General features: G+C 29.9%; 12 protein-coding genes and 1 pseudogene. 11 read left to right on the plus strand and 2 right to left on the minus strand.

All coding sequences use genetic code 11. The annotated features are described in order from the left end of the window. The first annotated feature begins 12 nt into the window (after nucleotides 1–12). The 5 genes from L3B98_RS01210 (at nucleotide 13) to L3B98_RS01230 (ending at nucleotide 7,784) form a co-directional block, all read left to right on the plus strand. Nucleotides 13–966, plus strand: coding sequence for a D-2-hydroxyacid dehydrogenase (locus L3B98_RS01210; RefSeq protein WP_238915235.1), 954 nt, complete (start codon nucleotides 13–15; stop codon nucleotides 964–966). Nucleotides 967–1,339: 373 nt separating this feature from the next. Then, nucleotides 1,340–3,505, plus strand: a complete 2,166-nt coding sequence (locus L3B98_RS01215) for a type IA DNA topoisomerase (protein WP_238915237.1) — start codon at nucleotides 1,340–1,342, stop codon at nucleotides 3,503–3,505. Between the two features lie 116 nt (nucleotides 3,506–3,621). Next, nucleotides 3,622–5,061 (plus strand): FAD-dependent oxidoreductase, encoded by a 1,440-nt coding sequence (locus tag L3B98_RS01220; RefSeq protein WP_238915239.1) that lies wholly within the window; start codon nucleotides 3,622–3,624, stop codon nucleotides 5,059–5,061. 212 nt (nucleotides 5,062–5,273) lie between these two features. Beyond that, entirely contained in the window at nucleotides 5,274–6,152 is an 879-nt protein-coding gene (locus tag L3B98_RS01225) for a DUF4261 domain-containing protein (protein WP_238915240.1), read from the plus strand. Between the two features lie 399 nt (nucleotides 6,153–6,551). Continuing rightward, nucleotides 6,552–7,784, plus strand: coding sequence for an ammonium transporter (locus L3B98_RS01230; protein WP_238915241.1), 1,233 nt, complete (start codon nucleotides 6,552–6,554; stop codon nucleotides 7,782–7,784). 251 nt (nucleotides 7,785–8,035) lie between these two features. Here the strand turns inward: L3B98_RS01230 and putP are convergent, their stop codons facing one another. Then, complete coding sequence (putP, locus tag L3B98_RS01235; RefSeq protein ID WP_238915243.1) at nucleotides 8,036–9,508, minus strand: sodium/proline symporter PutP; 1,473 nt, start codon at nucleotides 9,506–9,508, stop codon at nucleotides 8,036–8,038. A 206-nt stretch (nucleotides 9,509–9,714) separates the two neighbouring features. On the opposite strand from putP, the pseudogene L3B98_RS01240 reads away from it, so the two are divergent. Then, nucleotides 9,715–10,266 (plus strand): annotated as a pseudogene (locus tag L3B98_RS01240) (ABC transporter substrate-binding protein); the annotation flags it as partial. A gap of 10 nt (nucleotides 10,267–10,276) precedes the next feature. On the opposite strand, the gene L3B98_RS01245 reads toward L3B98_RS01240, so the two are convergent. Next, the gene (locus tag L3B98_RS01245) at nucleotides 10,277–11,890 is read right to left on the minus strand and encodes a recombinase family protein (protein WP_238915247.1); all 1,614 of its coding nucleotides are present in this window, start codon (nucleotides 11,888–11,890) and stop codon (nucleotides 10,277–10,279) included. A gap of 504 nt (nucleotides 11,891–12,394) precedes the next feature. Between L3B98_RS01245 and L3B98_RS01250 the strand changes: the two genes are divergently transcribed. The 5 genes from L3B98_RS01250 to L3B98_RS01270 all read left to right on the plus strand — a co-directional run bounded on the left by L3B98_RS01250 (nucleotide 12,395) and on the right by L3B98_RS01270 (nucleotide 15,919). Next, nucleotides 12,395–12,724, plus strand: coding sequence for a hypothetical protein (locus tag L3B98_RS01250; protein WP_238915249.1), 330 nt, complete (start codon nucleotides 12,395–12,397; stop codon nucleotides 12,722–12,724). A gap of 293 nt (nucleotides 12,725–13,017) precedes the next feature. Next, nucleotides 13,018–13,182: a hypothetical protein gene (locus L3B98_RS01255; protein WP_238915250.1), complete on the plus strand. Its 165-nt coding sequence runs from the start codon at nucleotides 13,018–13,020 to the stop codon at nucleotides 13,180–13,182. A gap of 435 nt (nucleotides 13,183–13,617) precedes the next feature. After that, nucleotides 13,618–15,465, plus strand: coding sequence for an Ig-like domain-containing protein (locus L3B98_RS01260; protein WP_238915251.1), 1,848 nt, complete (start codon nucleotides 13,618–13,620; stop codon nucleotides 15,463–15,465). A gap of 79 nt (nucleotides 15,466–15,544) precedes the next feature. After that, the gene (locus tag L3B98_RS01265; protein ID WP_077360867.1) at nucleotides 15,545–15,748 is read left to right on the plus strand and encodes a BhlA/UviB family holin-like peptide; all 204 of its coding nucleotides are present in this window, start codon (nucleotides 15,545–15,547) and stop codon (nucleotides 15,746–15,748) included. A 6-nt stretch (nucleotides 15,749–15,754) separates the two neighbouring features. Next, the gene (locus L3B98_RS01270; protein ID WP_238915252.1) at nucleotides 15,755–15,919 is read left to right on the plus strand and encodes a hypothetical protein; all 165 of its coding nucleotides are present in this window, start codon (nucleotides 15,755–15,757) and stop codon (nucleotides 15,917–15,919) included. The last annotated feature ends 45 nt before the right edge of the window (nucleotides 15,920–15,964 follow it).

Raw genomic sequence — 15,964 nt, forward strand, 5'->3', positions numbered from 1 at the left:
AGGGGATTGAATATGAAAAAAATAGTAGTATTAGATGGTAAAACATTAGGTAATGTAGACTATATTAAATTGAACGAATTTGGCCAAGTAGTTTATTATGATTTAACTTTAAAAGAAGAGGTTGCAGAAAGAATTAAAGATGCAAATATAGTATTAACTAATAAAGTGGCTTTAAATGAAGACAACTTAAAAGAGGCTTCTGAATTAGAATTAATATGCGAAATGGCAACGGGCTTTAATAATATAGATATAAAATATTGCAAAGAAAAAAATATTACAGTAACTAATGTTAGTGGGTATTCGACAACTACAGTGGCTCAACATACTTTTGCAATGTTATTACACTTATATGATAATATTAGTTATTTCGATCATTTTGTTAAGTCAGGAGAATATTCTAAACATAATATGTTTACTAATATAGAAGTACCATATAGAGATTTATGTGGAAAGGTATGGGGAATAGTAGGTCTTGGAAACATTGGAAAGAGAGTTGCAAGAATTGCTCAGGCCTTTGGCGCAAGGGTAGTGTATTACTCAACTTCAGGCAAAAATGCAGATTCTGATTATGCTAGAGTGGAATTTGAATCATTGTTAAAGCAATGTGATATAATTTCTATCCATGCTCCTCTAAATGAGAAAACAGAAGGATTATTTAATTACGAAGCCTTTACTAAAATGAGAAAAGATGCAGTATTAATTAATGTTGGAAGAGGGCCTATAGTAGTCGATGAAGATTTGTCTAGAGCTTTAGATGAAGAAATAATAGGAGGAGCGGCTTTAGATGTATTTAAAGTAGAGCCAATTCCAGGAGATAATCCACTTTTGAAAACTAAAAATAAAGAAAGATTAGTTTTAACCCCTCATATAGCTTGGGCAAGTGAGGAAGCTAGAAATAGATTATTTGCTGACTTGCTTGAAAATATAAGTGCATTTAATAGAGGTGAAAAGAGAAACAGAGTTTAGGGCAATTTACAGTTCACAGTGTACAATTTACAGTTGTTGAGAGTGAGTATAGTGAAAAAGTAGTAGACCAGTGTAGTGTTGGCCTATTATTTTTTTCATTGCGCGCATATATGCTATAATTATCAATGTTTAATTGTCATGTCAGTTAACTATGAAAGCTTTAAGGAGAATGTTGCATTTTCACTTATTTTATATACACTTGTCTTTCTGAATTTCTTGAATTGATATGTAAAATATTAATTATATATATCGAAAACTTGAAGATATTAACATTAATTTATAATTGACAATTGTAAATAGATTTATGCTGGTTTAAAATTTGATTTAATGATAAGATAGATAATGCTGAAAGTAATAAGGAGGAAAAGATATTATGGCGAAGGTTATAATTGCAGAAAAGCCATCTGTTGCTAAAAATATTGCTGATGCATTTAAAATAAAAACTAGAAAAGATGGATATTTTGAAGGTAATGGTTATTATATAACATGGGCATTTGGACATCTCATACAGCTTTATGATGCAAAAGATTATGATGAAAGCATGAAGGGATGGAGATTTGAAAAATTTCCATTTATTCCTGAAAATTTTTTATATAAAGTAAAATGTGATAGTATAGATAGAACAGCAGAAGATAAGGGTGCTAAAAAGCAGCTTGGAATAATTAAAGCTCTAATTGATAAAGAAGAGGTTGATGGAATAATTTCAGCTACTGACTTTGATAGGGAAGGTCAAGTTATAGCTGATGAATTATTTGGTTATTTTGATGTGAAAAAACCAATATACAGATTACTTTTAAATGAATGGACACCTGATGAAGTTAAAAATGGGATGGAAGCATTAAAAGATAATAAAGAAATGCAGCCACTTCAAGATGCAGGGATAGGAAGGCAATGGAGTGATTGGATTATTGGAATAAATCTAACTTCAGTAAGTACTTTAAAATATAAGTTTGAAGAAAATAAGACTATTAATATAGGAAGGGTTCTTCTTCCTACATTAAAGATCATTTATGATAGAGACAAAGAGATAGAAAATTTTACAGCAACTACTTATTATAAATTGGTATCAAATTTCAAGAATTCAGGAAATGAAGAATTTGAAGGATTATATTATGAAAATGAATCTGAGAAATTTGAGCAAAAAGAAGATCTTGATAAACTTCTACCTTTACTCAAAGGGGCAACGGCTAGGATTGTTGACAAGCAGACAGAGTTAAAAAAAGAATATCCTCCATATTTATTTAATTTATCTAATTTACAAGGATATATTACTAGTAAATACAAGGGGTGGACCTCTGATAAAGTTCTTAAGGTTGCACAATCTCTTTATGAAAAGAAATTCACAACTTATCCAAGAACAGCAAGTGTAGTGTTAGAAGAAAGTTTAAAAGACAGAGCTAAAAAAGTTTTAGATACCTTAAAGTCAGGATTACCTTATGAGAAGGATATTAAATTTACCACCTCTAAAAGAATTTTTGATAGCTCAAAGGTTGAAAGCCATAGTGCTATAACACCAACATATATTAAGCCAACAGGTTTGTCAGCAGATGAAAATATAGTATATGAAGCTATAAAGAACAGATTCATAATGCAGTTTATGCCTATAGCTGAGTTTGAAGAAACAAAAGTAACCTTAAAGGTTAATAATCCAGAGGTTAATGGTGAATTTATTTCAAAAGGAAAAGTAAAGCTGGTTGAAGGCTGGAAGGTAGTAGAAAAAATAGAAAGTAAAGATGTAATCCTCCCAAAAGTTGAAATAAATGAAAATGTTGATATTATAGAAGCTAAGGTAAATGCGGTTACTAAGAAACCACCTAAATATCATACTGAAAAGACTTTACTAAGAGTTATGGAAACCTGCGGAAAGGGCCTTGAAGATAAAGATGAAGATTCAGATGAAATGATGCAGGCTATTTTAAGTGGTTTTAGTATAGGAACGCCTGCAACTAGAGCTGAAACTATAAAAAAACTAAAAGATATAGGGTACTTAAAAACAAAAGGAAAAAGCCTTATGTGTACAGAACTTGGTAGAAATATTGTTGAAATATTTCCAGTAAGGGATTTACTTGATTTAGAATATACAGGAAGATTAGAAAAAACTCTATCAGATATTGAAAAAGGTAAATTTGCTAAAAGCGATTTCATGAAGTTGATAATTGACTTTACTGTAAAATCTGTAGAGTTAATAAAAAATGATACTGGTGCTCTATCGAGATTTAAAGTAGAAATACCAAAGGGAACTGAAAGCGTTGGAGCTTGTCCTGTATGTGGAAATCCAGTAGTTGAAGGTGAAAAAAGTTTTGGTTGCAGCAATTGGAAAAATGGTTGTAAGTTCACTATTTGGAAGGATGATAAATATATTAGATCCTTTGGAAAAAACGTATCAAAAGAAATGGTAGAACTTTTACTTAAAAACGGCAAAGTAGGCTTTAGAAATTTGAAAAGTAAAAAGGGAAATACTTTTTCAGCATATTTTAAATACGAAAAGAATGAGGAAACAGGATATTTCAATTGGAATATGGAGTTTATAGATAATTAGGGTTTGCAAAGCAAACCCTAATTTTTTCATGTATAGAATTTCAACACAAATCATTCAGTATTAATTAATTGTATATTATTAGAGAAGTAAGGGACACTAATGACGAGGTGAATATTGTGGAAAGTATATGGAGTTCAGAAGTAAAGTTTAAAGAAAGAGAAAAATTAGATCAAAATTTAGAATGTGACATTGTTATTATAGGTGCAGGCATTACTGGATTGTTAACAGCATATATGCTTAACAAAAGTGGAAGAAATGTAGTAGTTATTGATGCAAAAAGCATTGCAAGTGGAAATACAAAGAATACTACAGCCAAAATAACAAGTCAGCATAAATTAATTTATGATACTTTATTTAAGGAATTTGGAGAAGAAGGAGCTAGGCAATATGCTAAGGCAAATGAACTTGCTATAAAGAGGTATAAGGAAATAATAGATGAAGAAAAAATAGAATGTGATTTTGAATGTAAAGATTCATATGTATATTCTCTAGAAAGTGCTGAAAATATTGAAAAAGAATATAATGCAGCTAAAAAGTTAGGGATTGATGCAGAATTAGCAGAGTCAGTAAACCTTCCTTTTGAGATTAAAAGTGCATTAAAATTTAAAAATCAAGCTCAATTTAATCCATTAAAATTTCTAAAGCCAATTTCTGAAAAGTTAACTATATATGAAAATACTAGAGCTATAGATATTAAAGAAAATAAAGTAATTGTAGAAGGTGGAGAAATTAAAGCAAGTCATATTATAGTTGCAACACATTATCCATTTTTAAATGTTCCAGGGTATTATTTCATGAGAATGCATCAAGAAAGGTCATATGTTATTGCATTGGAAAATGCGCAAGAAGTAGATGGCATGTATAAATCTGGTGATAAAAAAGGATATTCTTTTAGAAATTATAAAAACTTGTTGCTATTTGGAGGATCAGCTCAACGAACAGGGGAGAATGAGTCGGGCGGAGCTTATGAGGAATTAAGAAAAGCGGCCAAAGAACTATATCCTAATTCTATAGAAAAATATCATTGGTCAGCACAAGATTGTATGACACTAGATGATATACCATATATAGGACGTTACTCATCAAGTCTTCCAAATGTTTATGTTGCAACTGGATTTAAGAAATGGGGAATGACAAGTTCGATGGTATCTGCAATGATTATAAGTGATATTATTCTTGAAAAGGAAAATGATTTTTCAGAAATATTTTCTCCAAGACGTTTTGATATGTCTGCATCTATGAAAACTGCAGCTAAGGATTTAGTAATAACAGCAAAGAATTTTATAGCTCAAAGAATTGATATTCCAGAAGAACATACGGGGAATATTGAAAAGGGTCATGGGGGAATAATAGAATATAAAGGTCAAAAGGCAGGAGTATATAAGAATAATGATGGAAGGATATTTGCTATATCAACAAAGTGTCCGCATTTAGGCTGTGAACTTCATTGGAATGCAGATGAATTAACCTGGGATTGTCCTTGTCATGGCTCAAGGTTTGATTATGAAGGAAACTGGGTGGAAGGTCCTGCAACTAAAGGGGCTAATAATATATAAGTGTGTAATATTTCAGAAGAAAAATCAAATATAGAGGATTATTTTTGTATTAAATTTATATAGATAATGGTATAATACTGTTAATTTAATATTTAATAGGCAGAGTTGTCTCAAAGTAATTATATTTTGAGACAACTTTTTTATGTGTGCCAAGCATGGTTATATGCAAATAGATGAAAGTATATATTCAAATAAGAAAGAAGGTTTGTGTAATGAATAAATTTGAAGTAAATGATGAAGGAAAATTAGAAGATGAACCAGATGCTTTTGTAGCAATGTATGGCGTTGAACTTTGGATGGAAGAACAACCAATTAATTTAGAAGATAATTTATTAGAAAATTTAAAAAAGTATTGTGGAAAAATTGAAATTATATCTAAACAAGAGACATCAATTACATTTGGGTTTTTAGAGTACATTATGGAATATAAAAATGCAAGTCTTCCTGTTGCTATAACAATTAGCTTATGTGATGAAGATTCACAAAATGAGAAATTGAAAAGATCATTAGAGCAATCATGGAATTATGATAATAAGAAAGAATTAATTGCAAAGTGTAAATATAATGTTTTAGTAACAGATACAATGGCTGTTGGGCTAGATTATGCTAAAAGAATAGAACTTTTTCAAAAAGCACTTTATGCTATAGTAGAATTAATACAATGTGAAGGAATAAATTATTACATTTCAGAACAAGTAATAAGCAGAGAGGATTATTTAAAAAATAATCCATTAGATGATGATTATGACCCTTTATTTGGTATATTAAATGTGAGGCTTTTTAATATTGAAGGAAATGAAAAAGAATATTTGATGGATACACTAGGTCTTTCAGCAATAGGATTATATGATTTACAATGTCATTTTAAAAATTTAGATCCAAATGAAATAGCAAACATTTTATATTCTTATGGATACTATATTTTTGATAAGGGAGATGCTGTTGCAGATATAAAAATAATACAAGGAATTTCAGAAAATGATGAATGGGAATGCCAGCATGAAATATCAATTGCAGAGCCTAGACGTGTTGTTTTAGATATTAATCCAGGAGAAGAATTTTCAACTGAAAATAGAGAGCAAATAATCTAATTGAAAAGAAAACTATGGTAAGTGAAGATTATAGAAAACGAAGATATCTATAATAATTGAAAAGTTATTATAAGTATCTTTTTTATTCCTTGAAGAAATTATAATGAAATTTCATGATAATATACATAGTACTTGTGAATTGAAATATAAAAATACAAATATCAATACAATATGAAAAAAATTTTACATTTTATATTGACATAGAAAATCGATGATAGTAAACTAATAACATTAATAAGAAAAATATATAATTTTGTAGAAAACAATGGCGTTTTCATTTCAAAGAAAGATATATCTTGTAAGAGGTGTACCTTTGAAGTGAATGCGCTTTTTTATTTGTCATCAAATGTTAAGTGAAATTATAATTTAACTTAAATTATTCAAGGGGGAATAAGAAAGATGGAATTGTTAAATGGCGCAGACATGGGATTTGTATTTATTTGTGCTGCATTAGTAATGTTAATGGTACCTGGCTTAGCTTTATTTTATGGTGGAATGGTAAGAAGCAAAAATGTATTGAGTATAACAATACAGAATTACGCAGCCCTTGTTATTATATCACTACAATGGATTTTTGTTGGGTATACATTAGCCTTTGGGCCAGATATTAAAGGTGTAATTGGAGGCTTAGATTGGGGATTCTTAAGTAATATAGGGATTACACCAAATGCAGATTATGCAGGTACAATACCACATTTAGAATTTGTAATATTTCAACTTATGTTTTCAGCTATTACTGCAGCAGTTATTTCAGGTTCTGTTGCTGAACGTATGACCTTTCCAGCTTTCTTGGTATTAATAATTTTATGGAGTACCCTAGTTTATGATCCTATTGCTCACTGGGTATGGGGAACAAACGGATGGTTAAAGAATTTAGGAGTTCTTGATTTTGCAGGTGGACATCCTGTTGAAATTAATTCTGGTATTTCTGGTTTAGTTGCAGCAATAGTGATTGGGAAAAGAAGACATCCAAGTCCAGAGCCACACCATATACCTATGGCAATATTGGGAGGAGGACTTTTATGGTTTGGATGGTTCGGATTTAATGCAGGAAGTGCTTTATCTATGAATTATGTAGCAATAAATGCCCTCTTCACCACAAATACTTCTGCAGCAGCAGGAGCAATTGGATGGGCAGCTTGTGAATGGATAATATATAAGAAGCCTACTGCACTTGGAATAGTCAGTGGAGCTATAGCTGGATTAGTTGCAATAACCCAAGGGGCAGGTTTTGTAAGCCCTACATCGGCTATATTAATTGGACTAGTTGGAGGGACTTTAAGTTTCTTTGCAATAGCGGTATTAAAGAGAAAATTAGGCTATGATGATGCTTTAGATGCATTTGGATGTCATGGTGTAGGCGGAATTTGGGGATCTATAGCTACAGCAATCTTTGCTTCGAAAGCAATAAATCCAGCAGGAGCTGATGGATTAATATATGGAAATTTTGCTTTATTGAAAGCACATTTAATATCAACTTGTGCAACTGCATTATATGCGGCAGTAATAACTTTTGTAATACTTAAAATTATGAAGGCAGTAATGAAGGTAAGAGCAACTTCAAATGAAGAAGCTGAAGGTTTAGATGTATATTTACATGGAGAAGAAGCCTATTCAGGATTTAATAGATAATAAATAAGTTATAATTAAGATTTTACAGCTCATATCAAGAAATACTGAAGGAAAAAGTGAGAATCGAAAAAGAGATTAGTTCTTGGTTGCAGCATAGCTGCTTCTTTTATAGGTGTACATTTCGCTATTCGAACTTTCTATGTGAGCTTCGTGAATAATGACAATTGATAGTTGAACATTGATAATTGGAACATATATATATTAAGGGATATTTCAATTTAAAGTTTTGAAATATCCCTTTTTAAATTTTCTTACATCTCTCTTAAGATGTTTTCCATTTTTTCAAATTCATCATTTACAGCTTCAGTAGGTTTTTCAGTTAAAAGACTTACAATTATAACTGAAATAAGTGATAGAGTGAAGCCTGGAATCATTTCATAAACATAAGTTGATAGACCAGATAATATCCATATAATAACCGTTAATCCACCAACAATCATACCAGAAAGTGCTCCCCATTTATTCATTCGCTTCCAATAAAGGCTTACTAAAAGTACTGGTCCAAAAGATGAACCAAAGCCAGCCCATGCCTGACCAACTATATTAAGAATTGTTTTGTTTGGTAAGTATGCAAATATTGTTGCTATAGCGGCAACTACTAATACTGCTAATCTACTTATTACTATTTGTTGCTTTTCAGAAGCTTCTTTATTTAAGAAAGTAAGATAAAAGTCTTTTGTAATTGAACTTGAACAAACTAAAAGCTGTGAGGAAATAGTACTCATTATTGCTGCTAATACAGCGGATAATATAATTCCTGTAATAAAAGGATGAAATAAAATATCCCCAAGACGAAGGAATACAGTCTCAGGATCACTTAAAGGACTATTATGATCAGTGAAATATACAAGTCCAATAATACCACTTACAACAGCGCCTAGAAGACCGATAGCCATCCAACCAATACCAATTCTTCTTGCGGATTTTAATTCTTTTGCAGATTTTATTGCCATAAAACGAACTATAATATGAGGTTGACCAAAATATCCAAGTCCCCATGCCATTAAACTAATAATACTGGCTATGCTGGTTCCTCTGAACATATCAAATAATGCAGGATCAATGTTTTTTACTTTATTAACAAAGGTACCAGGATCTACGCCTATATTCATATAAGCTACAACTGGAACAGTAACTAAACAAATAAACATTAGTGTTCCTTGGAAAAAATCTGTAAGACTTACAGCTAAAAAGCCACCGAAGTATGTATAAAGCACAACAACAGATAAAGTTACTATAATTCCCATGGTATAAGTTAATTTATAGGTATCTACAAATAGTTTTCCACCAGCCACAAGACCAGATGAAACATAAAGAACAAAGAAAACTAGTATTACCATACCGGATACAAGTCTAAGCATGTTTGATTTATCTTTAAATCGATTTTCTAGATAATCTGGCACAGTTAAGGAGTCGTTTGCTACTTCTGTGTAAACTCTAAACCTTGGAGCTAGTAAAAGATAATTTAAATAGGCTCCAACAGTTAATCCTATTCCTGTCCAAAGATTACAAATTCCAGTTGCATATACTGCACCAGGAAGCCCCATAAGCATCCAGCCACTCATGTCACTTGCTCCAGCTGAAAGTGCTGTTACCAAAGGACCAAGCCCTCTGTCCCCAATCATATAATCTGAAAGATTAGTCGTTTTTCTGTAAGAATAATAACCGATCCCAAGCAAAATGAGCAGATATACTCCAATTGCAATAATGGACCATAATTGCATATAAAATTCCCCCTTTAAATTATGTGACACTTATTATAGCATTTTTATAATAATCACCAAATAAAAATATTATATTTATAAAAATAACAATAATATATTAACATATTACTTGAAAAACGACAAATAAATTAAAAAAATCAATGCTAGAACAATCTATTGTTAAAAATCATATTATACAACATAAATACTAGTAGGAGATGCTTTTTATGATAAAGAAATTAAAAATGGCAACAGCCATATTAATTTCAAGCATAGTGGCTATTTCATTGTTTGGCTGCAGCAATTCTAAGACTGATGATGGAACTGTGACGGTAAGGTTGAATGAAGTAACAAGATCTGTTTTTTATGCACCAATGTATGTAGCAATGAGTCAAGGTTTTTTTAAGGAAAATGGTATTAATATTGATTTACAAACAGGTCAAGGTGCTGATAAAACTATGCAGGCAGTTTTGAGTAAATCGGCAGATATAGGTTTCTGTGGACCAGAACAAACAATTTATACAAATAATCAAGGAAGAGAAGATTATCCAATACTTTTTGCACAGCTTACACAAAAGGACGGCTCATTTTTAGTTGGAAGAACTAAAGAAGATAATTTTAAATGGATAAATATCAAAGGGCATAGTGTTATTGGAGGAAGACCAGGGGGCGTTCCAGCTATGGCGTTAGAATCTGCTATGAAGAAAAACAATATTAATCCTAAAACGGATGTGAACATGGTTACTAATATTGATTTTGCTGCCACTGCAGGAGCATTTGGGCGCTACATTAAAGAGCGCCTTTTTTTTTATTAGTGCAAAATGGCTTTATGACTACTTCCTTGGTATCTGAATTATAAGAAATATAATTGACTAAGGAATTTATAAGAAGCTTTTTCATAGAGTAATCAGCCTTTTCCCACATACTTTTAAAATTAAGGATCATAGAAGTAGAAGCATCAATTTCTTTAATGGCTGCTTTTAAATTACTATTAGTATTTTCTAATTCGAACTTTTTAAATTTCAATTCTTTAAGCTCTTTATTTAATTCTTCAATTCTGGAAGAAAGTAAATCAAAAATATTAGGATTTAAAGAGAGTTTATCTATTAAGTTTTTTACCTGCAGCTCTTTTTGAGAAATTTGTTTTTCATAAGTTTTAATATTATCTTTATCAATATATTCTGATTCTAAAGATTTTTTATATTCTTCAATAGCTTTAATTAATGATCCTTTATCAGCAGTAGCTTTAAAAAGTTCTTTCATAACATGCTTTTCTAATATATCAAGTCTTACATTTTTAGAATCACAGGTAGTTTCTGTGGAATTGATTTTATTTGTACATATATAGTATCTAAGAATTTCTCCAGTTTTTTTAGAGGTATGGCCCTGTTTTTGAATCATCTTACCACCACATTTGGCACATTGAAGTACTGAGTTAAATACACCATATTCGCTGCCATTAACTAGTCTTGGTGCAAGATCCTTATTTTTATCCAACTGTCTTTGAACTTTTATCCACAAATCATCATCAATTACACCTTCATGTTTTGAAACAGAAAGAATCCATTCGCTGATATCTTTATATTTATCTTTAGAATCTTTCTTATTGTAGCTTAAGATTCCATTACCATTTGGATCACCAAAGACAGTTGCTCCTTTAGTAGAAAGATAACTTATTACAAGGTCAGAGGATTTAACATAAACAGGATTTCTAAGTAAAAGCTGCAGAGCTTTTATATCCCAGTTAGAATTTCTTTTGGTTTTAATATTATTTTGAATAAGATACTTTTGAAGTTTTCCAAGACTTCCAAGAGATAAATATTGTTCAAATAAAATTCTAACTAAAGATATTTCATCATCAATAGGAGATAATTTCATCATCTTTTTTTGCTTTGAATTATTATCTAAATAATATGTAGGTTCAGAAGAAAAACCAAAAGGTGGAGTCCCACCAAGCCAGCGCCCAGTTTTAGCAAGCTCATACATATTATCTTTAATACGCTCAGCTATGGTTTCACGTTCCAATTGAGCAAATACGCTGCTAATAAACATCATAGCAGTACCCATGGGACTAGAAGTATCAAACTGCTCACGGATTGAAATAAAATCTATGCTAAGATCTTTTAATTCATCAATAAGGCTAGAGAAGTCAGAAACATTTCTACTAATTCTATCAAGCCTATAACAAATAATTGCATCAAATTTTTTTAATTTGCCATCCTTCATCATAGATTTAAATTCAGGTCTATTCACATTACCACCTGAAAAACCTTCATCTTCATATATATAAAATTCATCATAGCCATTATTTTTAGCATAGGTTTTACATAGCTCTATTTGATTTTCTACACTTTCACCCTTACCAGTAAATTTTGATTTTCTTGAATAAATAGCTGCTTTCATAGTATACCTCCAAAGTGTTTATACATTGATTGTAGTTTTATAAATAAGTTAAGTTAATTGAGCATGACTACATACATTTAAATAAAAGTAGTAGGGAAAATACTATATTTCACAACTATTATATGAGACTTCCTTTTTCATTAATGCTAATCTAATACGTTTATATCTATTTTCGTCTACAACTATGGAATGAATTTTATATTTTAACATTTTAAAGATAAATATGTTGATTTAGTTAAAAAAGAGCTTGTAAGAAAAGGATTAGTTCAAGATTTAAAAGTAGATCCTATTGCCAATACTGTTACAGTAAAGACACATTTAGATAAAAGAAGAGCATCATTAGTGGCTACTAGAGCTATGATGGCTTTGGGCACAAATAAATATGGAAATGCAAAAGTTGAGGTAATTAAAAGTGAACTTACAAGATTTAAAAGGTAAGCTTAAGCAAATTAGAGAACTCATAAGAGTTGAAAGTGATAATGTATTTGCATTAAATGCTTCAAGATGCTTGGTACTTATTTTTTAGCAGATTACTATCAAGTATATTATGCATTTAAGTATATTAAATGGAATGATTGTGCAATGCATAATTTGGTAAGTAAATTAGCTAAAGTAGAAAGAATATTCATAAGTGATAGAACTGGTTTAGTTGAATCACTGGATATGATAATATTAGATAGATGCTCATATGCACATGGGGATGTTGATTTAGAAATAGAAGAAATAAATGTAGATGATGTAGAAAAGTTTACAGACATATTGGATTCATTGATAACACCAGATATTTATGATAAAGTTATAAACTTAGATATAAATGGATATACAAGAAATTAAAATAATAAATAATATTAATAGTGCACGTACTAAAATGTAGGTGCTTTTTATAATGCAATAAATTTAGAAATGCTTTATTTAAACTAAGAAATTCAAATTATTTTTTCATACATATTTTATATACTGTATCGTTAATAAGTATTCTAATCACATTTTAACATAAATCAATTGATTTTATTACTTGAAAAATTTAAATATGCAGTAGAATATGTTTTGATTTTTATAATTAATAAAGTAACAAATTAAAATGTTAGATAATATTATAAAATGATTTATATTTTAGGAGATTAGAAATGAAAGACGATGAATTAAAGGTAACAATAATAGGATTGGACGATGAAAAAAGTTTTAATGAATTATTAGCAAAGCTACAGGTGTCTATTGTTATGAAAATGTGTCCACCAGAATTAAGAATGCAGATTTTAGATAATGCACTAAAGATATTGAAAGCAAATTAACTGATTTTAAACATATTTAAAAGGAGAATAAAAAATTAAAGAAGATAAAGAAATAAACAAATGCAGAGAGAAAATATATTCAAATTTTATGAAGGTATATTCTAGCGTGATGAAACAAGTAATAGATTTACTTTTACTAAATACTGTAGTTAATAGCAGCACCATGAAGGTGCTTTTTTTGTTTTATATAGGATAATTATAGAAAGAGTAGAGGAAAATTATAGAAACCCTATAAGAAATAGTAAAGCGATAGATTTATAATAATATTAAGAACTAAAGATAAAACATTTTTGAAAAATAAATGAATTAAATACAGATGATAAATTAGATTAAAGTTTTAATATTGCAATATTATAAGTAAAAAAATAGTAAACAAATTAAATAGTTAGCTAGCTATTGTATTTTAAATTATACAATACAAGGAGGTATAAATTAATGGATAATAATATATCAAATAATAATTTAAGTATTACAGCTACACCGATTAATGAAAAAAATTATATACATCTTGAATGGACAAACCTTGGAGAGGGATATAACTATACAGTTTATTCAAAAAGTGAAAGTGAGGAAGTTTATCAAAGTATTCCTTCAAAGATTAATGTGAAAGTATTAAATGTATATCCAGGTAAGGGCAATAATGCACGTGATTGGATGAATGAGTATGGGAAAAACTTAATCTCGACTGATGAAGTTGATATTACGAACTTTAATACAAATCCAACTAATTATTTAAAAGATAGCAATGGAAATTGGGCATATGATGTTGTCTATTTTGGTGCTTGGAATACTAATAATGGATATGACTTATCAAGTTTGGCAACAACAGCAATCAAAGAATATATAAGTACAGGTAGGGGAGTTCTATTTGGACATGATACTATATATGATGCTCATCCGAATTTTTGGAGTTTAAGAAGTTATTTGAAAATGGAGTTTTCCTCTCAATCTTCTGGTGTATCTAAGGTACAAGAAGGAGCAGTAACACAAGTAAAAATAAATAAAAAAGGATTACTTGTTAATTATCCATATGAATTGTCTGAAGTTTTAACTATTCCAATAAGCCATACTACTAGTCAAAAAACCGATGGTGATATTTGGATGAAGTTTTCAGTATCCCCAGATTATAAAGATACATCTAATTTCTATTTAATGTCATATAACAATTGTGCAATGATTCAGCTAGGAAATAATAATGGAGCCGCAACAGAAGACGAACAAAAAATACTTGCAAATACATTATTTTATTTAGCTCAATTAACAAGTGATACTTCTTGCGATGACCATAAGAGTCAAGATTTTGCAGTACCAGACAAAGTTACAATCACTGATGTATCAAGTAATAATGCAAATTTAAATGTAACTTATTCTAAAGCAAATGATAATGGTACAAGTTATGAATATTATGTTAAAGCAAGTAATGGTAATGAAGCTCAAGACATAATTTCAAATACAGTTTCAGCTGTAAATACATCAGGAATTGCAGGTTACTCATATGTTGTAGATAATGTAAAGGACACAGAACCTGATAATAAAATTGACACTTTAGATTTATCAATATCTGCATCCTTATCTGGCTTAGATCTATTAAAACCTATTTATGTTCATATTAGAGCTATAGATAATGCGGGAAATGCTTCAGAAACTACTCATTATGAATATAAGTATATAACTAGTTTAAATTTAGATAAGTCATCATTGAATTTAAATACTGGAGATACACAAAACTTAGTAGCCACAACAACACCAGCAGGAATGCAAGTAGCATGGACATCAAGTGATCCTTCAATAGCTACAGTGGATTCGAATGGAAATGTAACTGGAGTAAAAGAAGGGCAAGCAACAATAACTGCTAAAACAGTACAAGGCAATTTAAGTGCAACATGCATAGTAACTGTAATAGAAAAGTCGGTACAACTAGTGAATACTGCATATGCAAAAGGAGATAACACTAATATTTCAAGTGGTGGAACTGAAATAATATTCAATGGGTTAGCAGAAACCACATTGAGTGTTGTAAAAATATCGGATGCAAAGACCGCATGTGTAGGTGATACATTTATGTATACTATAGTAGTTACTAATACAGGTTCAAAAACTGCCCAAAAAGTAGTAATTAAAGATAGTGCGCCTAAACATATTAAGTTTATAACTAGTGGAATAGTAACTACTCAAGGTGAAGTAGATTCTAGTTCAACTTGGTCAAATATTGTAGTTAATGTTGGAGATATTTTACCTTCAGGTACAGTAAAAATTACAATACCAGTAACAGTAATTATTTAATACAGGTCTTTTTAGACACTTGCAGAAATGTAAGTGTCTATTATTCTTTACAAAAAATTTGAAAAAAGGTAGGTATTATATGGATGAAATGATTAGAGCTGCATTAAGTCAAGGATTAGGCTATGGAATGTTTGCATGTTTATTAGTATATGTACTTAAGACAACAGGAATAAGAGAAGCAAATTACCAAAATTTATTGGATAAGATGACAGATAAATTTAATATTGTTGAAGATATCAAGGAAGACGTAAAAGAAATTAAAAGAGAGATTGAAAGGAAGTAGTGTAAAATGATAAAAACAATTTTAAAATTATTAGTTGAAGTATTAGGTAAAAAATTAATTCAAGTAGATGCACTTAAACAACTACAGGACAATAATACTAAATTAGCAGCTGAAAATGAAAGTTTAAAAGATCAATTAAGCAAGGTTCAGGCACTAGTTGCAGCAAATTAATAAAAAACCAAAATAAATACCAGGAATATTAAGTGATAAAAATAG

The organism is Clostridium sp. YIM B02555 (assembly GCF_022320955.1).
In the GTDB taxonomy this organism is placed as follows: Bacteria; Bacillota; Clostridia; order Clostridiales; family Clostridiaceae; genus Clostridium; species Clostridium saccharoperbutylacetonicum.

What these genes read in the sequence shown, in the direction of transcription:
- L3B98_RS01210 (WP_238915235.1), top strand. Translation starts at nt 13, where the DNA reads ATGAAAAAAATAGTAGTATTAGATGGTAAAACATTAGGTAATGTAGAC.
- L3B98_RS01215 (WP_238915237.1), top strand. Translation starts at nt 1,340, where the DNA reads ATGGCGAAGGTTATAATTGCAGAAAAGCCATCTGTTGCTAAAAATATT.
- L3B98_RS01225 (WP_238915240.1), top strand. Translation starts at nt 5,274, where the DNA reads ATGAATAAATTTGAAGTAAATGATGAAGGAAAATTAGAAGATGAACCA.
- L3B98_RS01230 (WP_238915241.1), top strand. Translation starts at nt 6,552, where the DNA reads ATGGAATTGTTAAATGGCGCAGACATGGGATTTGTATTTATTTGTGCT.
- putP (WP_238915243.1), bottom strand. Translation starts at nt 9,508, where the DNA reads ATGCAATTATGGTCCATTATTGCAATTGGAGTATATCTGCTCATTTTG.
- L3B98_RS01245 (WP_238915247.1), bottom strand. Translation starts at nt 11,890, where the DNA reads ATGAAAGCAGCTATTTATTCAAGAAAATCAAAATTTACTGGTAAGGGT.
- L3B98_RS01250 (WP_238915249.1), top strand. Translation starts at nt 12,395, where the DNA reads ATGCTTGGTACTTATTTTTTAGCAGATTACTATCAAGTATATTATGCA.
- L3B98_RS01255 (WP_238915250.1), top strand. Translation starts at nt 13,018, where the DNA reads ATGAAAGACGATGAATTAAAGGTAACAATAATAGGATTGGACGATGAA.
- L3B98_RS01260 (WP_238915251.1), top strand. Translation starts at nt 13,618, where the DNA reads ATGGATAATAATATATCAAATAATAATTTAAGTATTACAGCTACACCG.
- L3B98_RS01265 (WP_077360867.1), top strand. Translation starts at nt 15,545, where the DNA reads ATGGATGAAATGATTAGAGCTGCATTAAGTCAAGGATTAGGCTATGGA.
- L3B98_RS01270 (WP_238915252.1), top strand. Translation starts at nt 15,755, where the DNA reads ATGATAAAAACAATTTTAAAATTATTAGTTGAAGTATTAGGTAAAAAA.